The organism is Acetobacter suratthaniensis (genome assembly GCF_017377745.1).
GTDB lineage: Bacteria > Pseudomonadota > Alphaproteobacteria > Acetobacterales > Acetobacteraceae > Acetobacter > Acetobacter suratthaniensis.
Genome location: NZ_JAFVMG010000002.1, coordinates 156,003 through 181,391, shown reverse-complemented (window position 1 = coordinate 181,391; position 25,389 = coordinate 156,003). Strand labels below are relative to the sequence as shown.

The 25,389-nt window shown below is 57.8% G+C and carries 21 protein-coding genes; 7 read left to right on the top strand and 14 right to left on the bottom strand.

All coding sequences use genetic code 11. The annotated features are described in order from the left end of the window. Positions 1–14 precede the first annotated feature (14 nt). Positions 15–1,619 carry a GMC family oxidoreductase gene (locus tag J2D75_RS04390; RefSeq protein WP_207853217.1) on the top strand — a complete coding sequence of 535 codons (1,605 nt, stop codon included), beginning with the start codon at positions 15–17 and terminating at the stop codon, positions 1,617–1,619. 33 nt (positions 1,620–1,652) lie between these two features. Beyond that, positions 1,653–2,048 carry an oxalurate catabolism protein HpxZ gene (gene hpxZ, locus J2D75_RS04385; RefSeq protein WP_207853215.1) on the top strand — a complete coding sequence of 132 codons (396 nt, stop codon included), beginning with the start codon at positions 1,653–1,655 and terminating at the stop codon, positions 2,046–2,048. Positions 2,049–2,075: 27 nt separating this feature from the next. Here hpxZ and J2D75_RS04380 read toward each other — a convergent pair whose 3' ends face one another. Continuing rightward, positions 2,076–2,915, bottom strand: coding sequence for an alpha/beta hydrolase (locus J2D75_RS04380; protein ID WP_207853213.1), 840 nt, complete (start codon positions 2,913–2,915; stop codon positions 2,076–2,078). Positions 2,916–2,931: 16 nt separating this feature from the next. Then, a complete protein-coding gene (locus tag J2D75_RS04375; protein ID WP_207853211.1) occupies positions 2,932–4,191 on the bottom strand; it encodes an amidohydrolase/deacetylase family metallohydrolase in 1,260 nt (419 codons plus the stop codon). A gap of 144 nt (positions 4,192–4,335) precedes the next feature. On the opposite strand from J2D75_RS04375, the gene J2D75_RS04370 reads away from it, so the two are divergent. Then, entirely contained in the window at positions 4,336–4,845 is a 510-nt protein-coding gene (locus J2D75_RS04370) for a MarR family winged helix-turn-helix transcriptional regulator (RefSeq protein WP_207853209.1), read from the top strand. A gap of 16 nt (positions 4,846–4,861) precedes the next feature. Here the strand turns inward: J2D75_RS04370 and J2D75_RS04365 are convergent, their stop codons facing one another. From J2D75_RS04365 to J2D75_RS04350, 4 genes are read right to left on the bottom strand one after another with little or no spacing between them, the layout of a single operon-like run. Further along, entirely contained in the window at positions 4,862–6,238 is a 1,377-nt protein-coding gene (locus tag J2D75_RS04365; RefSeq protein WP_207853207.1) for an AtzE family amidohydrolase, read from the bottom strand. Further along, positions 6,235–6,426 carry a DUF4089 domain-containing protein gene (locus tag J2D75_RS04360; RefSeq protein WP_207853206.1) on the bottom strand — a complete coding sequence of 64 codons (192 nt, stop codon included), beginning with the start codon at positions 6,424–6,426 and terminating at the stop codon, positions 6,235–6,237. The genes J2D75_RS04365 and J2D75_RS04360 overlap by 4 nt, the downstream gene beginning before the upstream one ends. Before the next feature lie 24 nt (positions 6,427–6,450). Continuing rightward, entirely contained in the window at positions 6,451–7,401 is a 951-nt protein-coding gene (locus tag J2D75_RS14625; protein ID WP_207853204.1) for a 2Fe-2S iron-sulfur cluster-binding protein, read from the bottom strand. Next, a complete protein-coding gene (locus J2D75_RS04350) occupies positions 7,391–8,431 on the bottom strand; it encodes an aromatic ring-hydroxylating oxygenase subunit alpha (protein ID WP_207853202.1) in 1,041 nt (346 codons plus the stop codon). The genes J2D75_RS14625 and J2D75_RS04350 overlap by 11 nt, the downstream gene beginning before the upstream one ends. A gap of 235 nt (positions 8,432–8,666) precedes the next feature. On the opposite strand from J2D75_RS04350, the gene J2D75_RS04345 reads away from it, so the two are divergent. The 4 genes from J2D75_RS04345 (at position 8,667) to glpK (ending at position 13,502) form a co-directional block, all read left to right on the top strand. Further along, the gene (locus J2D75_RS04345; RefSeq protein WP_207853199.1) at positions 8,667–9,458 is read left to right on the top strand and encodes a DeoR/GlpR family DNA-binding transcription regulator; all 792 of its coding nucleotides are present in this window, start codon (positions 8,667–8,669) and stop codon (positions 9,456–9,458) included. A 105-nt stretch (positions 9,459–9,563) separates the two neighbouring features. Next, on the top strand, positions 9,564–11,099 hold the full coding sequence (gene glpD / locus J2D75_RS04340) for a glycerol-3-phosphate dehydrogenase (protein ID WP_408736737.1): 1,536 nt from the start codon (positions 9,564–9,566) through the stop codon (positions 11,097–11,099). A 57-nt stretch (positions 11,100–11,156) separates the two neighbouring features. Next, positions 11,157–11,975, top strand: coding sequence for an MIP/aquaporin family protein (locus J2D75_RS04335; protein WP_207853195.1), 819 nt, complete (start codon positions 11,157–11,159; stop codon positions 11,973–11,975). Between the two features lie 27 nt (positions 11,976–12,002). Further along, positions 12,003–13,502, top strand: coding sequence for a glycerol kinase GlpK (gene glpK / locus J2D75_RS04330; RefSeq protein WP_207853193.1), 1,500 nt, complete (start codon positions 12,003–12,005; stop codon positions 13,500–13,502). An 80-nt stretch (positions 13,503–13,582) separates the two neighbouring features. Here the strand turns inward: glpK and J2D75_RS04325 are convergent, their stop codons facing one another. From J2D75_RS04325 to J2D75_RS04290, 8 genes are all read right to left on the bottom strand, one after another. Next, the gene (locus J2D75_RS04325; RefSeq protein ID WP_207853191.1) at positions 13,583–13,909 is read right to left on the bottom strand and encodes a DUF3325 domain-containing protein; all 327 of its coding nucleotides are present in this window, start codon (positions 13,907–13,909) and stop codon (positions 13,583–13,585) included. Beyond that, entirely contained in the window at positions 13,906–15,441 is a 1,536-nt protein-coding gene (locus tag J2D75_RS04320) for a PepSY-associated TM helix domain-containing protein (protein ID WP_207853189.1), read from the bottom strand. The genes J2D75_RS04325 and J2D75_RS04320 overlap by 4 nt, the downstream gene beginning before the upstream one ends. 1 nt (position 15,442) lies before the next feature. Further along, positions 15,443–15,727, bottom strand: coding sequence for a hypothetical protein (locus J2D75_RS04315; RefSeq protein WP_207853187.1), 285 nt, complete (start codon positions 15,725–15,727; stop codon positions 15,443–15,445). Further along, complete coding sequence (locus J2D75_RS04310; protein ID WP_243428485.1) at positions 15,727–18,243, bottom strand: TonB-dependent receptor; 2,517 nt, start codon at positions 18,241–18,243, stop codon at positions 15,727–15,729. Before J2D75_RS04310 ends, J2D75_RS04315 begins: the two co-directional genes overlap by 1 nt. Positions 18,244–18,388: 145 nt before the next feature. Next, entirely contained in the window at positions 18,389–19,399 is a 1,011-nt protein-coding gene (locus J2D75_RS04305; RefSeq protein WP_207853184.1) for a FecR family protein, read from the bottom strand. 21 nt (positions 19,400–19,420) lie between these two features. Next, on the bottom strand, positions 19,421–19,939 hold the full coding sequence (locus J2D75_RS04300; RefSeq protein WP_207853182.1) for a sigma-70 family RNA polymerase sigma factor: 519 nt from the start codon (positions 19,937–19,939) through the stop codon (positions 19,421–19,423). Between the two features lie 291 nt (positions 19,940–20,230). Next, positions 20,231–23,956 carry an AAA family ATPase gene (locus tag J2D75_RS04295; RefSeq protein ID WP_207853180.1) on the bottom strand — a complete coding sequence of 1,242 codons (3,726 nt, stop codon included), beginning with the start codon at positions 23,954–23,956 and terminating at the stop codon, positions 20,231–20,233. Next, the gene (locus tag J2D75_RS04290; protein ID WP_207853178.1) at positions 23,956–25,218 is read right to left on the bottom strand and encodes an exonuclease SbcCD subunit D C-terminal domain-containing protein; all 1,263 of its coding nucleotides are present in this window, start codon (positions 25,216–25,218) and stop codon (positions 23,956–23,958) included. Before J2D75_RS04290 ends, J2D75_RS04295 begins: the two co-directional genes overlap by 1 nt. Positions 25,219–25,389: the final 171 nt, after the last annotated feature.

Below are 25,389 nucleotides of genomic sequence, written 5' to 3'. Positions count from 1 at the left end.
TGAAAGCAAGAGTAATGCCGGATACGGAAACAGATATCGTCATTGTTGGTGCGGGGGCTTCCGGTTGTGTTGTGGCAGGCTATCTGGCCGAACACACGGATGCCCGTATCACGCTGCTGGAAGCCGGAGGGGCCGATAAAGACCCGTTCATAAAAATACCAGCAGGATATGCAAAGCTTCTTGAGCACGACCGTCATGTATGGAAATACGATACCGTGCCCCAGTATGGTACGGCCCGGCCCTATCGGTCTGGCAAGGTCATGGGGGGTGGTTCGTCTGTCAACGCGCTGTGTTATGTGCGCGGGCAGCCGCGCGACTATGATGAGTGGAACGAAGCCGTAGGTGGCGAGGAAGACTGGTCCTATGCTGAAATGCTACGGCATTTCATTGCGCAGGAATGTAGCGATACCTTTCATAACGCCTATCATGGCGCTGACGGCGATATGAAAATAGAGCTGACACGCCACATCAATCCGCTGAACCGGCTTTGCGTCAAGGCGTTTCAGGAATATGGTCTGCCTTATAATGTGGATTACAACGGGGAAAGCCAGATTGGTGTTTCTCCCGTGCAGACCAATATTGAGGCAGGGCGGCGGTGCAGCGCCGTTGATGCCTATCTGCGGCGCCACCTTCAATCCGGACGTGTCAAAGCGGTTACAGGGATAACCGTTACACGGGTACTGATCCGCGAAGGACAGGCCTATGGTGTGGAATATCTTGCTGGCGGGCGCAGCCACAGGGTGCTGGCGCGGCAGGTTGTGCTATCGGCTGGGGCGGTGCAGTCCCCCAAAATTTTGATGCATTCCGGGGTTGGCCCGCGAGAACAGTTAAATGCATTTGGGATTCCGGTTAAGGTTGAGGCGCCAGAGGTTGGTGAAAACCTTCAGGATCATCCGATCTGCTGTGTGCGCACCTATGTGCGCGGTAAGCTCGGGTATCAGGATATTTGTGGCGGTCTGGGGGCGGCAAAGGCCGGTTTGCGGTATCTGCTGACGCGAGATGGCCCCATTGCGGGCAATGGTATCGAAACTGTCTCGCACTGGAATCCGCAGGATTTCACAGCAGATCCGACCGTGCAGTGTTACCATGTTCCGGTTATTTCCGAAGATGGGCTGATCCCTACCGGCAAGCGCCCCGGCGTGACGCTGGAAGTCGTGTTGCTGCGGCCCCGCAGTCGTGGTTGGGTCAGGCTGGCGGATGCAAACCCGGACTCCATGCCATTGATCAATCCCAATTTCATGGAGGACGAGCAGGATCTGCGCGATGCCGTAGCCGCTATTCGGGCGGCGCGTTCAGTTATGGCGCAGGATGCCTTGGCTCAGGTTACGGAGGAGGAGCTTGCCCCAGGTGCCGCAATCCAGAGCGATGAAGAGATAGCTCAGTGGATACGCAAGGTGGTGAACACCATGTGGCACCCTGTTGGCACCTGCCGCATGGGCCGGGATGACAGGGCCGTGGTGGATGCGAGGCTGCGCGTAAAAGGGGTTGAAAACCTGCGTGTGATTGATGCGTCGATCATGCCCAATATTGTCAGTGCCAATACCAATGCGCCCTGTCAGGCGCTGGCGCGTAAAGGGGCGATAATGCTGGCTGAAGATTATGATGCCCGCCAGAACTGATACAAAACGCCCCGAAAATAGGGGTTGTGACCCATGCGCCTGAATGACCCGGATATGATGGTGCAGGTCGCCCGGTGCGCTGATGCGTATGAGGAGGCGCTGGGCCGCAATGACATGCCAGCACTGGACGCCTTGTTCTGGAGTGGGCCGGAGGCTGTGCGCTACGGCGTGGGTGAAAATCTGTATGGAGCAGAGGCCATTGCGGCGTTTCGGCGTGCGCGGGCGGGTGGGTCTCCCCCGCGTGAAGTGCTACGGCGGCACATTGTTTGTGTGAATGAAACGATGGCGGTCGTCAGTCTGGAATTCCGCCGTATTGGTGGTACGGCTATCGGGCGGCAGATGCAGACATGGATCCGGGGGGAGGTAGGATGGCGTATTCTGGCGGCCCATGTTTCCATTATGGCGGAGAGACCGGAAACGGATTCCTGAGGGAAAAATCCTTTGGTATGAAATGACTTATGGGGGAAAGTGTCCGAATGTTTCCACCAGCCAGCGTGTCAGAGACCCGTCTGGCGCGCGCAACGTGTTGAGCATGCGGAAATGATCCTTCTGCGGTACCGGCATGAAGGTTGTCGGGCAGTTATGGTGGTTTCGTAAGGTCAGGAGTGCGGCGGCGTCCTGCGCGAAAACCGGCAGCTCCTCTGTGCCGAAGGCAAGGCAGAGCGGTTTGGGGCAGGGGGGAATACGTAGCGGAGAAAAATCCTCGATTTCCTGCATGCTGAGTTTTAGCGCGGCATTCAGGTATGTGTTCCGTAAAGGGGCAAGATCGTGAATGCCCGAGAGGCACAGCCCTGCGTTTATGAGCGGATGGCCAAGCAGCAAAGTGGCGAGCGTGCCCCCGGCCGACCAGCCTGAAAGTACATAGGGTGCATGCAGCCCATAAGCTGCCCCCCGCTCGGCCAGCCAGTTCAGTGCCTGTTCCAGTTCATGCACAATCCGGGTCAGGCTGGCTGAAGGGGCGAGCGTATGAGCAGGCATGGCAACCGACCAGCCGTGAGCCAGCAGCCCCTCTGCCAGACAGGCGAAGTCTTCCGGCCGGTTCCACTGCCAGTATCCGCCATGAATGAAAATCAGGCAGGGGGTATCGGTTCGGCCAGAGGGATAGAATGTCCAGCGGTTGGCGGGTTCCGGCCCCCATTGCACATCCTGCCGTATAGTATGAAGGCGCGTGCGAAAACTTTCTGAATCCGCCCGCAGGCGGGCCATCCAGTCCCGGCTGCCCGGCACGGCGGCAACATTGTCATAGGCGGCATCGCGTACGGCCTGTGCTGCGGTGTTGTCGCAGGGTGCGGGCATGGGACTGGCTCCAGCTTTACTGAACAGGCACGACAGGCGGATTGAGCGGGCTGTCGGCTTCGAAAATCCGACCGGCACGCAGGGTGAAGGCGGGGGTAAGCATGGTATTGGTTGTTACTCGTGCGCCGCTGTTATCTGTCATTTCAAAGCGGCCTTTCTCAAGATTGAGCACGCTGATATCTGCCTCACGCCCAACCTGAAGTGAGCCGAGCGTATCGGACATGCCAATCATCCGCGCCGGATTGAGCGTTACGGTGGCCATGACCTCCTCCAGCGACATGCCAAGATAGAGCAGTTTGGACATGGCGTTGGTCAGACTGAAAGGTGCACGTCCGGCAAACGGGTTGGCCTGACGGTCTTCGCTATCGGTAATATTGGGAACGTTCACGTTATAGCCGTGCATGTCGGCTCCCAGCGTATAGGGGCGGATACCCGCGCGCATGACCTGTTCGGCCATCTCGAAGGAAAAATGCGAGCCATGGCCAACATCAACCGTAACGCCACGCTCGAGTGCCGCCCAGACAACGGGGTGGACTTCGCCTGTGTCCATGGAAATGAAACCGCCGGGGTGGCGCGTGAAGGGGTGGGCCAGAACATCGCCTTCCTCCAGTAGCGGCACGAGTTCGCGCACGACATCATCGGCATTGATGTCGGGCGCGTCTTCACGAGTGGGCCAGAGTTGGCCCAGATGGACGTAAAGTGGAATACCCGCCTGTCGTGCAATGTCCTTGCCGATTTTGACGACCTCAAGACCCCAGCGCGAAATGCCGCCAATTTCCGCATGACCTTTGATGCCCCGTACGATATCGGCATTTTCGCGCGCAACCCGAACACTGTGTTCGACATTGGTCTGGCCGGGGCCGTACAGTTCGGGGTAGAGGTGCCCCTCAAGCCCGCCGACAAGATAGGCGGACAGAAAACACAACACGCGCGTATCAGCCGGTTCGGCCACAAAATGGCGGAAACCGCCAAGTGTCATGCAGCTTGGCCCCCCTTGGTCGATAATGGTGGTAACGCCCGAACGCACGCCGACAAGGTCCGGGTTGAGGCCAAAGCGGCCAGTGACATGCTGGTAGATATGGCCGTGGGTATCAATCAGCCCGGGGGCGACAATGCGCCCGGTTACATCAATTTCCTTGTGTGCCGTAATGTCCGGCCCGATCCGGGGCGCCATGTGGGAAATCTGCCCGTTGGTGATGGCGATATCCAGCACTTCATTTCGTTTTGTAAGCGGATCAATTACCGTGCCGGAGCGCAGGATCAGGTCAACAGGCATTATCAGATATCCTTTGTGAGATTATTGATCAGTATACTGACGTATTAATGGTGCAGGCAAGAACAAATCCCCCGCAAGCGCGGAAAAATCCTCTAAACCTGTTCAATGTTTGGCAGGTAGAGCGAAATCTGTTAGCCTCTCGACATGAAAAATCAGTCGTCCCCCGATACTATCGCTGAGGCCGCAGAGCCCGATCAGGCCTGGACACAGGCGATTCTGGAGCGGCCCGGTTTTCTTATCCGCCGGTTGCACCAGATCCATGTCTCGCTTTTTATGGAGGAGTGCAGCGGGTTCGACATAACCCCTGTGCAATACAGTATTATGAGCATGGTCAGCTTGTATCCGGGCAAAGACCAGCACGAACTGGGACAGGCAATCGGTGTTGACCGGGCTACTCTGGCCAATGTAGTGGCCAGACTTGAAAAACGTGATGTCCTGCGGCGGGAAAATGCCCAGCATGACAGGCGGGTAAAGCAGGTTTTTCTAACGCAGGCCGGGCAGGATATTCTCGATCAGATGAGCGAACCCGCCCGCCGAGCTCACGCGCGTACGATTGAGGCACTTCCCGTAAAAGGCCGGGCGCAGTTTATGTCCGCCATGAAAACCCTGACGGAAGCCGGTAATATCCATAGCCGCGCCCCTGTAAAATCCTGATTTCATCAGGATTTTTTTATGGCCACTGTGCTGCGGGGCGTCCGAGCAGGCCAGCCTTTTCCAGCTTTATGCCGAGTGAAAGCAGGCGTTCTTCCTGACCGGGAGCAGCAATAAGCTGAATACCCAGCGGCATGTCCGGTGTTGGCGTATTGGTATGCCTGCTCTGGCAGGGCAGGGGGGCGCTCAACACGGGTACACCAGCAAGGCTGATGGGTTGGGTAAATAAGCCAAGATTGGCACGGGCGGGAACGGGCCTGCCATCCAGTGTCAGGATGGGGTTGGCGTGTAGGGGAGCCGGGCCGGGCGTGGCGGGTGCGATCAGAATATCGTAGTCGCGGAAAATCCCATGTATTGCTTCGCGGAACCATGAACGAAAACGGTGTGCTTGTATAACCGGTCCTGCGGGCAGAAGGGCTCCGGCAAGCAGGCGATCGCGGGTGGCAGGGTCATAAGCCTGAGCGTTATTGCGGAGGCGAGGCAGGTGGAGGTTGCCCCCTTCGGCTGCCGTAATCAGAAAGGCGGCAGCTCTGGCGCGTTCGACTTCCGGCAGGTTTATGACCTGTCGTGTGCCACAGTGCTCCATGAGGCGGGTTATGCCTTGCTCCAAATCGGGATCAAGGTTTTTTGCAAACCACCCCCCAAGGCGTGCAACCCGTAAGGTGCCGGTGTGGCTCTCTGTAGGGGGGGCGGTCTGCGGGGTATCTGTGGCAAGAGCCGCAAAGACGAGGTGCAGATCGGCTGCACTGCGTGCAAAAGGTCCGATGGTGTCCAGACTGGCTGCAAAAGGATAAACCCCGTCAAGCGGGAGCCGTCCGTAAGTCGGGCGCAGGCCCCATACGCCGCAGAGTGACGCCGGAACCCGGATGGAGCCATTTGTATCCGACCCTAGCGAGAAGGGCAGCAGGCCAGCTGCTACGCTGGCGGCGGAACCGCCTGAAGACCCACCCGCCAATCGGGCGGTGTCATGCGGGTTGGCTGTGCGTCCGTAATGGGCGTTTTCTGTTACAAAGCCGTAGGCGAATTCATCCATATTCAATGTGGCAACGGGGATGGCGCCTGCACGGATCAGCCGGGTAATGGCCAGGGCATCCTGCGTTGCCGGGGGTGTGTTGGCCAGAGCTGCGGAGCCTGCGGTGGTTGTGATCCCTTCCAGATCGAAAAGGTCCTTCACCCCGAATGGTACGCCAGCCAGCGGGCCGGGTGTGCCGCCTGCCTCTAAAAAGGCGTCCTGAGCTGCAGCACTTTGCAGAGCGCGCGTGCTCAGAACCCGTGTCACGGCATTCAGGCCTTTATCATGCCGGGTTATGGTGTCCAGTGTCGCGCGGATACTATCGCTAACCCGAACCGTGCGCGAACGCACACGCTCCGCCAGCGCCTGCACACCTGCTGTCATGGCTGATACCCAAATGCTGGAGGGCAGTGGTCCGAGAGGGGGAATGTATTGATGAGATCGGAATAATGCTGGAGAATACGCATATTTTCTATAATTCCGGGGGTGTTCTCTGCCGTAAGTTCAAGCCCCGCCTGCCGGGCCAGTGCCTGCACGGCCTCATGGGGGGGGAAGGGGTCTGATACGCTCATGAAAAGCCTTCTCCGGGTGTCTGTTTACAGGTCCAGTACCAATATGCCGGAGCGTGCCCGGCTTACGCACAGCATGATTGTGCGTCGCTGGTCGTGCTCATCGGGTGTTCGTATGCTGTCGCGGTGCAGGGGGGTGCCGTCCAACACACGCGCTTCGCAGGCGCCACACAGCCCCTCCTCGCAGGAATATTCAATATCTACCCCGGCCTCTGTCAGCGCTTCGAGAATGGACTGATCCTTTCCCACGGCAATGGTTGTGCCACTGCGGGCCAGTTGGACGCTAAAGCCGTTATCTGTTGTTTCAGGCAAAGTGGTGCTGTCGGCGCTAAAGCGTTCGATATGCAGCCTTTGCGGGTTCCGGCCCTGTGTCAGTGCCGTGAATTCCGCTAGCATCCGTGTAGGGCCACAGCAATAAAGATCTGCCTCGGGGCCATGTTCGGCCATGACGGCAGCCATTGACGTTACGCGCCCGCCGCATGAGTGGATATGCAGCCCAGGCCTGCTGGAAAGCTGTGCATGCAGGAATGTTTCTTCTACCGAACGTGCCCAGTAATGCAGGCAGACCGTGCGGCCCTCGGCTATTAGCGCATCATACATGCACAGCAGCGCTGTAATGCCGATCCCGCCTGCCAGCAGCACGGTATCGGTTGCGCCTTCACGCAGCGCAAAGTTGTTTCTGGGCATGCCAATTCTGATGGTGTCACCCACCTTCAGGGTATCATGCAGCCATTGTGAGGCTCCGCGTCCATCCCGTACCGCCTTGATGGCAATCGTGTAAGGAGCGCAGGACAGCAGCGAGTATTGTCGGCTGCGGCCATCGGGCAGATGCAGGTCAATATGAGCCCCCGGCATTGCCTCGGGCAGGGGGGCGCCGTTTTCTGCCTGCAAGGTCAGCAGGCAGATGTCCCGCCCGGCGACCTGCCGGGCGGTAATGAGAGCCTGCTGCGTGGTAGGGGCCGAACCGTCAGAAGACACCGTAGGTAATCCCCATTGTCTGGAGCCATTTGCGATATTTCTGCCCGAGCAGGTCGCTGCGGTGGTGCAGTTCCAGCCGCAGGTCTACCGGGATGCGTTCGGGGCGCTGCGTATCGACAATGCCTGCATCCTGCGCATAGACGATGTCCTGACGGCGACGGACGTCTTCAACCGTTGGCTGCGGATTGAAGTTCATGGCGCAACAGATCCGCACGATACTGGTCTGCTGATCGACCATCTGGGTGGTCAGGAAGGTGCAGAAACGGTCGTCCTCATTGCCCAGATGCTGGTCTTCGGGGTTCTGGATGACAAGGCGCTTTTTGAAATATGCCACAAGCGGGCGGAAGCATGTGTAGGCATAATAAGCAATGACCGGAATCTGGCGGGGATCGCCGTAGGGCTGTGTTACGCGCACCTCACTGGTGACAAGACCTTCCTCCGTCAACTCCACATCATAAGGGGCGATGGGGTCGGGGTTGTCGTAAATACCGTTGACCCCGGCATGCACGAACGGAAAGTGACTGGGGTCCATGAAGTTTTCGACCGCGCGATACCCGGAACGGAACGTGTATGGGCCGCAATGCACTTTTTGGTAGCTGGCATCATCCCACTCGGGGAAAACCGGAATATCTTTTTCCGGTGTGCCGGTGCTTACCCAGATAAAGCCGTAGCGCTCCTTGACCGGGTGGGTAATGGCGCGGGCTTTTTTCATTGGGGGTTCATTGGGGGCGGCCGGAATCAGTACACAGCTTCCCTGATCGTTATAGCGCCAGCCGTGATAGGGGCAGACAACGGTATCGCGCTCGATACAGCCTTTGGACAGGCGTGCGCCGCGATGGATGCACAGGTCGTCCCAGGCATGCACTTCGCCTGAGGCGGAGCGCCAGAGCACGAGGTCGCGTTCCATCAGGGTAACGGGCAGAAGTTTGCCCTGTTCCAGATCGGTGGAATACGCCACCACGTGCCAGTCGTTCAGCAGGGCGGAATCTGTGCACCCTTCCAGTTCGGACAGGATGGTTTTGACAGACATGAAGTGTCTCCGTGGCTAGGGGGCGTGCCGTTTTTATATCAGTATACTGATTATTTTTGTGAGGCAAGACCATTCTGGTTACAGAACGAAAATACGCCCCATCCATGCCGGGGTGATGCAAGCATTCCGGGTGCGCCCGGTGTTGACGGCGCAAGCCGGTCTGGGGCACCAAGAGCGGGAGTTTTTCGGTATCGCACAGGGGTGATCCCGGCTGGCACAGGGGCAAAAAGGACGCATGGCAAGCGCTGTTGATATTCGCCGCGCGCGTATTCTTGAGCTGGTCAACCAGCGGGGGTATCTGAGCAGCGAGGAACTGGCCCGCGCACTCAATGTAACCGTGCAGACCGTCCGGCGTGATGTGAACTGTATGGACGCTCAAGGTTTTCTCACCCGCCATCATGGCGGGGCGAGTGCGCTTTCTCAGGCCGAGAATATTGATTATTCTGATCGCCAGATTCTGCATCTGCGCGAAAAGGAAGCGATAGGGCGCGAAGCTGCCCAGGCCATACCGGACGGTGCTTCGCTCTTCATCAACATCGGCACCACAACCGAGGCTTTTGCCCGTAGTCTGCGGAGCCACAGGGCGCTGCGGGTTATCACCAATAACATTCATGTGGCGAGCCTGCTGGCTCCCGCTCCGGATTGCAGCCTTATTATTACAGGCGGCAGCGTGCGCCTGCGCGATGGCGGTATTGTTGGCCCGGCGGCGGCGGCCATGATCGAGCAATATCGGGCTGATTTCGGGGTAATCGGAATCAGCGGGATCGATGAGGATGGCACGCTGCTCGACTTCGATGCGGATGAAATCAACGCAGCGCAGGCAATCCTACGCAATGCGCGCACGGTGTTCCTGCTTGCCGACCATACTAAATTCCATCGCCGCCCGATGGCGCGTGTGGGTCATATTTCGCAGGTGAGCGCGTTCTATACTGACCAGCCGCCCCCGGCTGGAATCCGCGCTATCCTGCAGGAAAATGCCGTGCGACTGCATGTTGTGTGTGGGGATATTACGGGCCAGCCGGCCTAATTTTTTTCGTAAACGAACCCATTTGGCGGGGCTTTGCGGCTGGCTTGCGCGAAAATCTTGCTTTTCTTTTTCGTTTTCGAATAAACTGTGGGCCATTTCGTTTTGATGGAACCTGCCCGGATCATGTCTCAGACCGTCTCATCCAACGTCCCTTATGACCTGCTTGTCGTCGGTGGTGGCGTCAATGGCGCAGGTATTGCGCGCGATGCTACGGGGCGCGGTGCCTCTGTCCTGCTGGTCGAGCAGGATGATCTGGCCAGCTATACCTCATCGGCCAGCACCAAGCTGGTGCATGGTGGGCTGCGGTATCTGGAATATTATGAATTCCGGCTGGTGCGTGAAGCGCTGATGGAGCGTGAGCGGCTGCTGAAGATCGCCCCTCATATTATCTGGCCCATGCGTTTTGTACTGCCCCATTCCAAGCTGGTGCGTCCGGCGTGGATGCTGCGGGCCGGGCTGTTTCTGTACGATCATCTGGCGTCCAACATGACGCTGCCCAAGTCGCACGGGATTGATTTTCGGGTTCACTCTTCCGGTCGTGCGCTCAAGCCCGAATACACCAAAGGCTTTATCTATTCCGATGGCTGGGTGCAGGACAGCCGTCTGGTGGTGCTCAATGCTATTGATGCGGCCCAGCGTGGGGCGGATATTCGCACCCGCACAAGGCTGATCGCGGCAAACCGCGTGGATGGCCTGTGGGAAGCCACGCTGGAAAACCGTATAACGGGCGAACAGAGCACTGTGCGGGCGCGGGCGCTGGTCAATGCGGCAGGGCCGTGGGTTGCACGCCTGCTGGCCGATACGCTCAAGGTGCCTAACTCCAAGTCTGTCCGGCTGGTCAAGGGTAGCCATATCATTGTGCCGCGTGTGTTTGACGGCCCGCAGGCTTATATTTTCCAGAACCCCGACAAGCGCATTGTTTTCGCTATTCCCTACGAACAGGATTTTACCCTGATCGGCACGACGGATATCCCGTGGGAGCAGGAGCCGGGCAAGGTCGCTATTGCACCGGAAGAAATTCGCTATCTGTGCGAGAGCGTGAACCGCTATTTCAAGGCTACGGTTAGTGAGTCCGATGTGGTCTGGAGCTATGCTGGCCTGCGTCCGCTGTATGACGATGCCTCGGCCAACGCTTCGGCAGTGACGCGTGATTATGTGCTGGATCTGGATACGCAGGGCGGTGCGCCGCTTCTGTCCATTTTTGGCGGCAAAATTACCACCTATCGCAAGCTGGCTGAACATGCGCTGGAAAAGCTAGCCCCTGTGCTGCCGGCTGTTTCCGGGCAGAGCTGGACTGCAAACGAAGTATTGCCCGGTGGCGATATTGGCGAAGGCGGTTTTGGCGGTGCGCTTGATCGTCTGAGCCATGCCGCCCCCTGGTTGCCAGAAGGTCTGGCCTGGCGTCTGATGCGCAATTACGGCAGCCGGGCTTACGAGATTATCGGCGATGCGACATCGCTTGATGAGATGGGCTTGCTGGCGGACAGCGATCTGGGTACACGCGAGATCGATTATCTGATAACCCATGAATGGGCTCGCACGGCAGAGGATGTCCTGTGGCGGCGCAGCAAGCTGGGCCTGCATCTGGATGACGCCGCCAAAGCCGAGGTGGAAGCCTATATCCGGCAGAAGCTGGGGTAAAACCCTGTCAGACGTTTCAGCCCTTTCCTGAAAAACAAGAATAAAAAGAGGAAAGATATGAGCAAAACCAGATTTGCCCTGTTGGGTGAACTGATCTCCGAATGGCTGGCGACACTGATCATTGTCATGATTGGTGATTCCGCCGTTGCCATGTATGCGCTGTATGACCCCAGCCCCTACAAGCTGTCCTACTGGGGGCTGGCTATTACGTGGGGTTTGGGCGTTACGATCGCCATTTATGTGACAGGGGCCGTTTCCGGCACCCATGCCAATCCGGCGGTTACGCTGGCAATGGCCTGTTACCGTGGTTTTTCATGGAAAAAAGTTGTGCCGTACTGGGCTGCCCAGATTTTGGGTGGCTTTGCGGGGGCTGCACTGGTTTATGCGCTGTATGGGCCGGTTATCGTGCATTTCGCACAGGTGCATCAGCTCGATTTCGTGCATGACGGTGCCGCGGGCGGGGTCTTTTTTACCATGCCGGGCGAGGCCATAACCCCCCTGCATGCGCTGACTGATGAGATCATCCTGACTGCTTTTCTCATCCTCGGTATTTTCGCCATTACCTGCGAGTACAATACGGTTGCGCCACAGGCCAATTCTGGCGCGCTGATCATTGGTCTGCTGGTTGCCATTATTGGTGCGGCATCCGGCAATCTGGAAGGCTGGGCGCTTAACCCGGCCCGCGACTTTGGGCCGCGCCTGTTCTGTTATATCGCCGGTTGGGGGGCTTCCGCCCTGCCGGGGCCTCAAAACTACTGGTGGGTGCCGATTGTCGGGCCACTATGCGGCGGGCTTGTGGGAGCCACGCTGTATCAGTGCCTGCTGCGCCCATTCATGCCCGCAAAATCAGCCACCTCAGCTCTTTCGGCTGACTGAGCGTTCGACCCGGAAGGACTATTCCACATGAGCATGCAAGACTGTGTCCTGGCTATTGATCAGGGAACGACCTCAACCCGCAGTATCGTCTTTGATCGGAATGCACAGGAACTGGCGGCTGCGCGGCAGGAATTTCCTCAGCATTATCCTAATGCCGGATGGGTAGAGCACTGCCCGGAGGACATCTGGCGCGATGTGCTGAACACTGCCCGCGCCGCACTGGACAAAAGCGGTGCGCTGGAGCGGGTGGCGGGTATTGGCATTACCAATCAACGTGAAACCATCGTGGTGTGGGAACGTGCTACCGGCAAGCCTATTCACCGCGCCATTGTCTGGCAGGATCGGCGTACCGCTACAACCTGCCAGAAACTGCGCGAGGAAGGGGCGGAAGATCTGGTGCGCGAACGCACCGGCCTGCTGCTGGACCCGTATTTTTCGGCCACCAAGCTCGCATGGATACTCGATAACGTATCGGGCGCGCGGGCTCGTGCCGAAAAGGGCGAGCTGGCCTTCGGCACGATCGACTCCTTCATTCTGTGGCGGCTGACAGGGGGCAAGGTGCATGCCACTGATGCCACCAACGCTGCGCGTACATCCCTGTTCGATATTCATCGCCAGATCTGGGATGAAGAACTGCTGCGTCTGTTCCGTATTCCCGCAGCCTTGCTGCCCGAGGTGCGTGACAGCAGCACCCTGTATGGCGAGACCGATCCAGCCCTGTTCGGGCGGGCCATTCCCATTGCCGGGATCGCGGGCGACCAGCAGGCGGCTGTGGTCGGGCAGGCCTGCTTTACGCCGGGCATGGCCAAGGCCACTTATGGTACTGGCTGCTTTGTCCTGCTGAATACGGGTGATAAGCCGGTTATCTCGCGCAACCGTATGCTCACCACCATTGCTTATCGCCTGAACGGCAAGGCCACTTACGCACTGGAAGGTTCTATTTTTGTGGCAGGGGCAGCCATCAAGTGGCTGCGTGACGGGTTGCACCTGATTACGCATGCGTCCCAGACGGATGATATGGCCACCCGCGTGCCCCATAGCCACGGTGTTTATATGGTACCCGGTTTCGTGGGGCTGGGCGCCCCCCATTGGGACCCGGACGCTCGTGGCCTTATCTGCGGGCTGACACTGGATGCAACGGCGGCCCATATTGCCCGCGCAGCGCTGGAATCCGTGGCGTTCCAGACCCTCGATCTGGTGACGTCCATGCAGCAGGATGGCGGCGGAGCCGCTGAAAGCATTCGCGTGGATGGTGGTATGTCGGCCAATGATTGGTACTGCCAGTTTCTGGCAGATATGCTTCAGGCCAAGGTCGAGCGACCGCGCAATGTGGAAACCACGGCTATGGGGGCGGGTTTTCTTGCTGGTATGGCAACAGGGATATGGGAGAGTGAAGAGACGGTGGCCACCGAATGGGCGCGTGGTTCGCTGTTTGAACCCAAAATGGAACAGCAACAGCGCCGCACCATGATTGCGGGTTGGCACGAGGCGGTCAAACGCACACTCAGCACTTACCCCGCAGGCTGAATGTCGCTTTGTTCTGTTTGCCCCGGCGGTTAAATCCGTCGGGGTTTTTTTGTAAAATATATGCGTTTTCAGATCGCTTTTTAAGTTGATGGCTTGGCCATCAAACGGGCTAGTGGGGCCAGCAGGCGTGGGTACCATCCAAGCAGTAGCGCTACGGCACAGGCGCAGAGCGACAGCAGCCCGACCCAGAGCAGAAACCCGAACCCGCTGCTTTCATGTGCAATCGAGATAACCAGTGCAAACAGCAGCATCACTCCAGCCATAAGCCGGATCAGACGTGTGCGGGAGGGCGGCAGGTCGGTCATGCCGCATGCGCGCCGGTGGTTGAATTGTGTAAGAGCCAGCAGGGCAAAAGCAATAAACAGCCACAGGCAAAGGGGCAGGTAGAACAGGCAGGTAGTGCTCATACGGTTTTCCCTACGGCTTTGCCGGGTTGCTTGCGCGCCAGTTTGCGTGCTGTCAGAAAAGCCAGTGCGCTCCCGACCAGCAGGAGCATATCCATCCCGGCAACAGGCCAGAGATAACGGTTGGCAAGGCTATGTAACGGGTGGTCGCCCGTAGTGATCCAGTTTAGCATGGCAGCCAGCGCAGAAAATGCGCTGATGGCGGCGCTCTGTTCAATCCAGACCCGGCGTGGCCGGAGCCAGCCGTGCAGAAAAGCCCCGACCCAGACAAGATAAAAACACCCGATCTCCAGCGCGGCGCGGCCCATGCCAAAGGCATGGGCGCCGGGGGGCAGAAGGCGGTTGCTGATAAAAAAAGCCAGTGTTGCAAGCATGATTCCGGTAATGGAGCCTGCACTCAGCCCTTCCACCAGCCTGAAACCGAATGTGTTGGCCTGTTTTGTCCGGCGCGAGGCCTGCCAGAACAGAAAGCCCGAGGCAATCAGGAGACAACTCCCCAACCCCAGCATAAAGTATAGCCAGCGCAGCACCCAGTGGTGGAAATGAATAAGGTGCAGGCCGCTCAGGAAGCGCTGTGTGCGTATGATCGCGCGGGGGGCTGGCGGATGCGACACCAGTTCGCCTGTTGTGCTGCTGAAGGCCACGACATCCCTGTCCATAACGACCTGTTGGGTGCGGTCACGAAAAAAGGCGATACGGCCGGTTGTTGTGCCGGGTGTGGCGACAAGCACGGTTTCGGGGCTGCCGTTTCCCCAGACTGCCTGGGCGCGGGCGAAGGTTTCATCCAGAGAAACAACAGGTGCGCCGGGTTGCCCCGGTTTGACATTGAGGAATGATAGGCCATTCGCCTCGTAAAAATACCCGCGTGGATTGGGGTAAAGCGCGTTGATGCTCGCAGGAAAAAACGTGGCCCCCAGAATGACCAGCCCTGAAAATGTCAGCATGATATGGAATGGCAGGCCTAAAACACCGGAGAGATTATGCAGGTCAAGCAGGAGCCGCCGTGGCTTTTTACTAGGGCGGAAAGTAAAAAATTCAGCAAAAATCTTGCGGTGAATAATGACGCCACTCACACACAGAACCAGCATGGCCATGGAAGCCAGCCCCACCAGCCATGTTCCCAGATTCATAATCCTGAGATGCAGCGAGTAATGAAAAGGGAAAATAAACCCGCTGGCTCCAAGGGTGCCTGCATCAGGCAGGGTGCGACCGGATACGGGGTCTATATCGTGACTGACAAAGCCGGTTTTTGTCCGGTAATGCACGCTGGCGACTGACTGGCGGTCGTTGGGTGGTTCCACGTTCCAAAAAGCGGCCCGTGCTGCAATAGCTTCGTTCAAAGAGGGCCGAAAACGCTCCAGCGCCAGTGTTTGTGCCGCCGGGGGAAGGCGGGTAGCGGGCTTCATCCACTGGTCTATCTCGATATCGAAAACCGAGAGTGTGCCCATCCAGAAAATGGCGAACAGCACGCTGCCCAGCAAAACTCCTGCCCATGTATGGAGCCAGCCCATGGCCCGGCGGAAATCAGGCTCCATGTCAGTGCCCCTGCGTAAAAAAGAACGGTGCCATATGGCCTGCTGCAATCAGGCCGCAGAGCACCCAGAAGGGAAGCCAGACCCGGCGCGCGGCAAAAACCCACAGGATCAGGCAGAGATACAGGATAAAAACCAGCATCATGCCCAGTGTTACCGCGTCCACCCGTGGCATGCCGCAAGCTGTCAGCACACGGGCCAACAGCGCAAAGGAGGCGGAGGAGGCCCAGTATCCACCCCCCAGAGCGAGTAGAATACGTGCGGTTGTTTTTAGTCCGGCTGGCACCATCAGAAGTCCGCCGTCACCCCGAACCGGATTGTTCTGGGCGCGCTGAGCGAGAGATAGTTATACCCGCCCGAGTTCCAGTACCGTTCGTTGGTGACATTATCGACATTGAGCATGAAGGTAAGCTTTCCATCCTGCGATGCCGGGTTTTTCATGGAATAACGCGCTCCCATATCCAGCCTGACCCAGCCGGGAATGCGCCTGCGGTTTGTGTTGCTGTTTTCGATATATTCAAAAGCTGTGTACATAACATCGGCTGTTACGGCGAGGTTCTGGATAAACGGAATATCGTAGTCCAGTCCCATGTTGAAATTGACCGGTGCGGTGTTGGGCGCGCTCTGTCCATCATAGGTGCCTCCCTGTGTTTTCTTCATTCTGGCGTCAACCAGCATGACACCACCCGTGGCGCGCAGGCCGTGGATGATTTCGCCTGCAATATTGATTTCCAGCCCCCGGTTACGCTGCTCGCCATTTTCAGACTGAATGTTGGTTTTGACATCGTAGGTCAGGCTTGGCTGAGTTATCTGGAAGACATCCAGGCTAAGAATGAATTTTTTCAAGTCAGCTTTGACGCCTACCTCGTACTGGGTTGACTTGTAAGGAGAGAAAACCTGCCCGGCATTGGCATAGTTGGAGGCAACGGTGCCGCCCTGCTGCAATCCCTGAATCCAGTTGCCGTAGATTGAAACATTCTTAAGTGGCTTGAAAATCGCCAGCACGGCGGGGCTGATAGCGGTCTGGTCGTAGCTGCTGGTTTTTGCCCCTACATGGTCCGAGCCGTAATTGGAGCTTTGCACACGCTGCACGCGCAGGCCGCCAGTGACCTGTATACGCTTGTCCAGTGCGGAAATCGTATCGGCAAAGGCAAGGCTTTCCAGAGTGACCGTGCTGGCGATCGGGGCTGAACCCGGCACGGCAATGTTGTTGCCTGAATAATACGTGCCCAGACCGCTATAGATATTGATCCTGTCAGGCGAGACGGCATTGTTGTTGGCGAACTGGCGGCCCAGCATGTAATCGAGCCGGTTGGCGGAAAACGCGAGTTCCTGCGTAATGGGGCCACTGTCGATTTTGCCGCGCACGCCGACTTCGGCCGTCAGGTAACGCCCGTGCTGGGCAATTCCTACCGGTGTGGAGGCCGTTGCGTTACCCTGCGCGTCCTTGATGATCATCTGCTGGTAGTAAGCACCTTTGACCTGATAATCATGCACGCCCACGGTGCCATAAGCTGTAAAATTACGGAATAGATCGACTTCAGTGCGGAATACACCAAAAAAATCCTGAGCGTTCAGGTAGCTCCACGGCAGATTGAAGTTTCTTTTCACACGCCCCGCATCGGGTATGGCTACGTTGGAGGCCAGATCGTAATAGGGCAGAACGCCGTTGATATCGCGCACCTGATAGCCAAAATCGGTGGAAAAACGTATGCGGTGCAGGCGCAGATCTATGCCTGAGGCAATCAGGGCGGTTTTCATGTCGTTATAGTCAATGGGGCTTGATCCTGAACGGATCATACCGTTTAGCCGCACGCCAAGTTGCTTGTCCTTGCCAAAGCGTCGGCCTAGATCGGCATGGCCGCCAAACTGGGTGTTGGAGGTATAATCGGCTTCGATTTTGGTTATGGGTTTATCATGGGCGCGTTTGGGAATGATGTTGACAACACCGCCAACACTTCCGCCCGGTGTCATGCCGTTCAGCAGGGCGGCGGGGCCGCGCAGCACTTCAACCCGTTCAGCCAGTTCAGATGTAATGCCGTTGAAAGGCAGCATGCCGTAAATGCCACCGAGCGCCATATCCTGATTATCAATATTGAAACCACGGATCTGTATGCGTTCGACCCCGGCGGTGCCTGTTGCAAATCCGGCCCGTACGGAAGGATCATCCTTCAGGGCATCACGGATTGTCCTGATCTGCCGTTTTTCAATAAAGTCTTCTGTATAGTTTGTCGTGTTGAACGGTGTGTCCATAACATCGCGATTGCCGAATATGCCCACTTGTCCGCCCCGTGCATTCTGTCCACCGGGCAGGGTTGGGGGCAGGGCACCTATCATGGCGGATGAGGGTAGTTCCGAGCCTGCAACCCGCACGGGGCCGAGCATGATGCTGGTGGCGGCATTCTGGATAACAATGGTATCATGGCTTGCGTAGCGATAGGAAAGTCCTGACTGTGAAAGAAGTTTTTGTAAGGCTTCCTGTGCAGGCATGGAACCGGCGACCTGTGCGGATGTTTTGCCTGCAAGGAGTGCGGGGTCATAAGTGATCTGAATGCCGGTCTGCTTGCCAAAAACGGCCAGAGCCTGCCCAAGTGGCTGGGCGGGAATGTCGTAGGTATGGGCGGCGGTTGGGGTGGCCTGTAAAGCGGCTGCCTCTGCCGCGTGGGCAGGGAACGTGTTCAGGCTTGTCAGTACGAAAAACAGCCCGGCAGGCATAGCCAGCATGACAGGGCGGTTAAGCCATGTCTGGCGTAGTCCGGGCTTGTGGGTGTGGCTGCGGGCGCGAGGAGTTAGTTCAGGTTCCATATGGATCGCCTCAATCAAAGTATAAGAATGAATCGCATTTGAAATGAGGACGGGGAACCCGGGCATTTTTATAGGGCGCTCTTTCAAATTATTTTTGCAAAGCAGGGCGGAGAATACACAAAAGCCTTGTGCGGGCCTGATCTGTTCAGGGTTTGTGGGGGTGATGGGCAGCGGTTGCAATCAGCACGTGATCCGCTACTTCGCGGACCCGCCCGCCAGAAGGCACAACCACAGCCCTGAACGCCGCAGGGATATTATGCAGATCGTACACCCCCCCGACATGCCGGGAGAGAAGGGCCGGGCTCCAGCTTACGATAAAGCCGGAATAATAACGCCTGAGCGTATCAGTGACATGCCCGACAGTATCGTTGCTGACCACCAGCATGCCCGTTTGCCATGAGCCGATGGTATCAGGCACAACGCTTTCGCGCGTCATGTTGCCAGTCGCCCGATCCACTCGGACTTCTTCTCCCGCGCCCAGTTCAATCTCTTCTGCCTCGTGCCGGGTATTGGACACCCCGACACGCCCTTCCTGCACGCTGATCTGTACTTGCGTTGAATCCAGCCGGACATCAAACCGGGTGCCAATATCGCGCGCATGGGTAGAACCTGCCGTGACCCGGAAAGGCCTTGCCGCATCATGTCTGACCTGAAAAAAAGCTTCGCCCGCAAGCAGGGTAATATCGCGTGTCCGGTGGCGGTAATGAACAGCTATGGCTGAACGAGCACCCAGTGTGACGATACTGCCATCAGCAAGGGTGACGCTCTGGTTTGTGCCGGTGGAGGTTCTGTAATCCGCCTGTAGGGCAAGACGAATATCCGGTAGTACAAAAGCCCCCGCCAGACAGAATGCCGCAGTAAAAGCGCAGACCAGTCCGGCATGTCGTATGGCGATTGGCATGAAAGCAAATGGGATGAATTGGCGTCGTCCCTCGACGGTAGCAGGCAGAGGCGTGAGTGCCGGTTCGGTAGCACCAGAGAGCCGCCAGACATGCAATGCCCGTGCCCACGCATGGGCATGGGCGGGAGAGCGTGCCAGCCAGGTGGCAAACTCCCTGCGCAGGGCGGGGTCATGCGGGGTGTCCGTCAGGTGGATAACCCACAAAGAGGCCTCGCTGCCCAGCGGGTCGTGTGAAGAAGAAGGGGGCTCTGTCATGGGCACGGCATGGCACTCAGTTCAGTTTCTGGGTTCGGCCTGATCGAGCGCTGTCTGGCAGGCCAGCATGGCTTCGCTGACCAGTTGCGCGGCGCGGCCCACGGAAATATCCAGCGCGACGGCAATTTCGCGCAGTTTGCAGCCGCCAAAACGTTTCATTTCAAAAGCAAGGCGCACCCGCTCAGGTAGGGCAGCGAGGGCATTTTCGATAATGGCCAGCTCTTCGCTGTTGCCCAGATAGGTTTCGGGTGAGCGGGGGTCGCTCAGCAGGTTCTGGATGGCGCTGTCGGCTATGTCTGTTTCATTGCGGATCCGGCCAAAGCGCAGGAAATCAATGGCCAGCCTGCGGATAACCTGCAACAGATACGGCACAGGGTTTTGGATGTGTGTGCCTTTATCATGTACCAAGGTGGCTTTGATAAAGGCATCCTGCACAATATCTTCAGCCTTGGCACGGCAACCGACAATGCTGGCCGCTACCTCCACAAAATGCAGGCGGTGGCTGAGATAGACGTTCAGAATGGGTTCTGAATCCTTCACCGTGCTTGAGATCCTGCCGTGAATAAGGGTTAAAAAACACGCGCAACATAAGGGCAGGGCAAACCCGCCAGCTCCGATGTATTGCGACCCGTTCTTAACTGCAAGGACTATTCGGCCAGTCATGGCTCAAGCGCTACAGTGCAGACCCTTTCGGCCGATAAATAATGGCCGGGCGCAAAAAAAATGAATTTTCTGGCTATAAAAACCAGCCCCTTATCCGTCCTTTAGGGTAGGGGTATTTGTTGCGGTTTTATTCGGCTTTACGAATCGCAGAGCCGGGGTGGTTTTCCTTCAGTCGGTTATGATGGTCAGACTGCTGCGCCCGCTCGCGCCGGGCGTGATTTCCACCTTGACCGGAATGCGCTCTTTCAGTTCCTCGACATGGCTGATAACCCCAACCCTCCGCCCTTGCGCGTGCAGGTGTTCCAGTACGGCAATGGCCTGCCCGAGACTATTGGAATCCAGCGAGCCAAAGCCTTCATCAATAAACAGGCTTTCAATGCGCACACCTTGCCCGCAGGACATTTCCGACAGGCCAAGGGCTAACGACAGGCTGACCAGAAAGCGCTCTCCGCCAGAAAGATTGTGCAGGCCGCGTGTCTGCCCGCCCATGTCGTTGTCCACAACCTCGATCAGCATGGCGCCATCAGGCGTATCGCCCCCGGCGCGTTGGAGGGTGTAACGGGGCTTGAGATCGGCCAGTTTTTCGTTGGCAAAACCCAGAAGGCGATCAAGGGTCAGGTTCTGGGCAAAGCCACGCAGGATCTTGCCTTTGGCATCTCCCAGCAGGTCGCCCAGTTCTTCCCATACGCGGCCCTGTTTTTTGGCCTGCTCCAGATCGGCACGGAGTTTTTCGGTCTGGTTGCGTGCCTCGTTATCCTGTCTCAGGCGGAATGTGACATCCTGCAGGGCGGTATCGGCTTTGTCAGTGATCTCTCTTGCAAGCTGGAGAGCCTGTTCCAGAGAGAGGCCTTCCGGCGTTGGATTGTGTGGGCGGGCAGCCTCGTGCTCGGCCAGCAGGTTTTGATGGGTCACAACTTTGGCCTGCGCGCTGGTTATGGCGGTTTCCAATGCATGCAGGGCTTTTTCTTCAGCGGCCAGTGCATCGGCCCCAAGGTTTGCGGCCAGTGTTACGTCTGCAATGCTGAGCGAGGCGGCTAGCAGATGCTGGTCGAGCTTCTGCTGGCTGAGCGCCTGTTTTTGCGTTGTGGACAGGACAGTGCGTTCAGCTTCCTGATGCTGCACTATCGTTGTGTTTTCGAGCAGTTTGGCCCTGTTATGCGCGTTGCGTGCGTGTTCGTGCTGTTCGGTTGCGGCCTGTATTGCTTTGGCGAGTGCAGTTTCAACGGCTTCAACGGGTTTTCCATTCAGCAGGGTTGCCCGTGTGCGCTCAAGATCAATGCGCAGAGTTTCAGCCTGTGTCAGGTTTTTTTGCGCTTCCTCCATCTGGCGGAGGGTCATGTCGCGGGCCTGAGTAGCACGGGCTTCTTCGCTTATCAGAATGGGCAAATCGGCCTTGCTGGCGTTCAGGCGGGTCTCTGTGTCGCGCCATTCAAGTGTTTTTTCAGAAAGCCAAAGCTGCGGGTTGGGCAGATTTTGCCAGTCTGGTTCAATCGTATCGAGCCGTTCTGCTAGAAAACCGGTAAGCTCGGCCTGTTTTTCCTGCGTGGTTTGCAGGTCATTCTGTGTGGTGCTGTGGCTGTTTTGGGCTGTGCGCAGATGTTCGGCTGCTGTCTCGAACTGGGTGCGCTGTTTTTCATATAGGCTGCGTGCATCGCGCTCATCACGGTTGGCCTGATCAACATCTTGCTGTGCGCGGGTCATGGCCATGCTGCGTGCGTGCAGGTTTTCCTGTCGGCTGTGCAGGCGCCGGGCCAGAGTGTCGGCATCGGGTTCGGGTTCATCCGCCTCTGTGCACAGTGCTGCGTGCAGGGTGGCGCTGGCCTGTGCACAGAGGCTTTCAAGGTCGGCCCGTTGATGCGTCAGGCGCTGCCGCTCCTGCTCCAGCCGTGTGCGTAGCGGCAGGGCGGCGGCGTCTGCCGCGTTCAGGGTGAGCAGGGTCTGCTCGGTATCGTGCAGGGCCTGTTCGGCGCTATGTGCCTCTGCCTGCGCTTGTGCTGCCGCTTCATCCAGAACATTGGTGATGGTCGAAAGATCATGCTGCTTTGCCCCGCAGACAGGGCAGGGGCAGTCCGGTACCAGCGTGTCGCGCAGGCGCTGCGCAGTGCCATCGGTTGCGGCAGTCAGTCTTGTGGCGGCCTTGCGGGCTTCTTCCGCCCGGATGTGTTGTACGGGGCGTATCTGTTCGGCGTGTTGTCTTGCGGCCTGGCGTTCCTGCTGCTCGTTTATCAGGCGGCTGAGGTCAGCCTGAACAGTCTCGTGCTCCTGTTTGATCTGAGTGATCAGAAGGCGGTCTTTTTGCAAAGCCGCATGGTTTTGTTCGAGTTTTGATAGGGTTGTATTTTCTTCGTGCAAGGCTGTGCGTTGCTGCGCCGTGGGAGCGCTGTCTTGGGTAGTGTGCAGGTGGCGTGCTGCTTTCTGGAGGTTGGTTTCCGCTTCCGTGCAGGTTTGGCGGGCGGCTGTCATGGCCGCATGGGCTTTTTCCAGTTCCGCTGTGTGCTGTTGCAAACTCTGTTGCAGGTTCTGGATATGTTGGGCCTGCTCCTGACGGCTTTTTAGTCTGCGGGCTATGTCATGTTCATCATGCGCGAGGCGTTCAAGCGGTCTATGGGCTTCCTGCCAGGCCTGCAATGTGGTTTGCAGGGTCTGGGCGGTTTCCAGTGCTTTGGTAGACTCTACCGCCTGTTTTTGTGAGCGTACGTAATTTTCTTTACAGGTCTCATGTTTTTCGTGGGCTATGCGGAAGGTTTGTCTGGCGGCTTCGATTTCTTGATCTGCTCGGCGGGCGGCGGCCAGTTGGGGAGTGGTCTCTTTTTGTTGTTGTTCTGCCTGCGCCAGAGTGTTGGCCGCTTGAAGGAGAGTGTGTTGGGTGGTTTGGACGGCCTGTCGGGCTTCCTGTTCTGCTATGCGAGTTTGGTTTAGGGTTTTTGTCGCATCATCCAGAGCTTTTTGGGCATCAAGGCTGTTGCGCCAGAATTCCGCCAGTGCCAGTGCGCGCTGGTTGCGGGCCAGTGCGGCGCGGCGTGGGGCGGCATTGTCCTGATTTTTTCGGGCATTGTTCAGTTCTGACTGGGCCTGTTCCAGTCGTGTGGTGTGTTCGTGATGGTGGGTGTACCATGTTTGCAGGGTTTGCAGCGCATGCAGGTGGGCCGTGCTGGCCTTGGCGGCGGTGGATGCCGTATTCTGTTGTTCTTCAAGAGCTGTGCGGGCGGCAGGGGTAAGGCAGTCCTTTGCCGCAATCTTCTGTTCAATGGTCTGATAGCTTTTTTTGATTGCACTGGATTTTTCAAATGCAAGCTGGCCGATACGGGTATAGATGCCGGTGCCGGTCAGCTTTTCCAGCAATTGCGCGCGCTCATCGCCCGGTGCCTTGATGAAGGCCTCAAACTCGCCTTGGGCCAGCACCACAGCGCGGCCGAACTGTTGGGCGTTCAGGCCGATCTGATCGAGAATATAGTCTTTGATTTCTTTTTTTCTGTCCGGCAATGCCGGGCTGGCATCCAGACAGGTCAGCATCATTTTTGAGGCCTGTAGGCTACCATCGGGGCGCTTGCGCGCGCGCTGCACACTCCATTCGCTGCGATAGACATGGCCATCGCGGCCCATGAATTCTATCGCGGCATAGCCTTCGCCCGTACCATGCCGCAGGATGCCGCGTGGATCGCTGGGTGATAGGCCATCCTGCGTGCTTTCTCCGCTGCGTGGCGCATGTTCGAGCCGGGGCAGGCTATCAAACAGGGCCAGACACATGGCGTCCAGCAGGGTGGATTTACCAGCGCCTGTTGGCCCGGTAATGGCGAAAATACCGGCATCGGCCAATGGTCCCTGCCGGAAATCAAGCGAAAACTCTCCGGCAAGGCTTGCAAGGTTTTTGCCGTGAATGGACAGGATACGCATCAGTTTTTCCCATCCGTCTGCGCACTGTCTTCTTCGCGGGAGGCTTCCAGAAGCAGTTCGGCAAAGGCACGGCTAAGCGCTTCGCTGGGGGGTGTCTGGTGTTCGCGCTGGTGCATTGCGATAAAAATATCCTCTGCACGCAGGTCGGACAGGTCGCGTGTGGGGTCGCTTAGCGGGGTAGTCTGCCCGCTTTGGGGGGTAACGCGGCGGATGCGTGTCAAACGCACGGGCTTGCCTTCAAGGGCTGCGAGAATACGCGCCTGTAAATGTGGCTCCGGCCCGTTGATCAGAATGGCAATTTCAATAAAGGGCTGCTGTGCGCGGGGGCGGTCTGGCAGGGTAAGGGCCTGTATGGCATTTACGGCATCATCCAGTGTCAAGGCGCCGTTTTCAGGAATGCGTAGAAAATCCACGCTGCGCGGGATTGGCAGGGTTTCCAGTCTGGTGCCGCTTTGCTCAAGGATCGCCAGTGTAACGCAATGACGATAGCCGCGCTCTGCGGCGGAAAGCGGGAAAGGGGAGCCAGCATAGCGGATGGGCATGGCGGCTTTGAGAGTTTGCGGGCGGTGCAGATGGCCCAGTGCCACATAAGCGGCACGGGGGTCGAACAGATCGGTTGCGGCGGCTTCTTCCCCCCCGATAACAAGCCTGCGCTCGGACAGCTCGGAAACTTCGCCACCTGCAACATGCAGGTGGCCACTCAGCACCATGGGCAGGCCGCGCGCCCTGTCCGCCAGCGCGGACATGATGCGGGCATACAGTCCGCTCAGTCCGGTTGCATCAAGGTCTGACGGGCGGCAGAAAGGAACAGCCGCCAGCCACGCGGCGGGTACGCCATCGGTATTTTTTAGCGGGATACAGATCCGCTCCATGTCAGGCTCGCGCTCATGGCGTGGCAGGCCGCCAATCAAATGCACATCTGCATCCACCAGAGCGCCGGGCAGGTCTATGCGTACCGCACTGTCATGGTTGCCCCCGATGATGATGATCTGAAGCCGGGGCAGGCGCTGGCGTAGTGCAGCTATAAATCTATATAGCCGCTGCTGCGCTGGCACGGAGGGATTGGCCACATCATAGATGTCGCCTGTTACGAGCAGGGCATCGGCCTGTGTCTGTGCCAGTGTATCTGACAGCCATGCCAGAAAAGCATCATGCTCCGCCTCGCGCGTGTGGCCGAACAGTTCATGCCCCAGATGCCAGTCCGATGTGTGCAGCAGCCTGACCGGCCTGACAGCCGCGCTGGAGAGAGGAGCGCTTAGCATGCGTTGCAGGCAGGGCGGAGAGGTATGAGAAATGGCATATCCCATTATGGAGCGGCCAGATTGGGAAAGACAACACCCCCGCAGGCATGGCCGTGTGGCAGGGTATGCGTAATCAAGAGCGTTGCATGACACGCCATTGCAGAGCATGTCTGTTCCCCAGAAGAAACGACA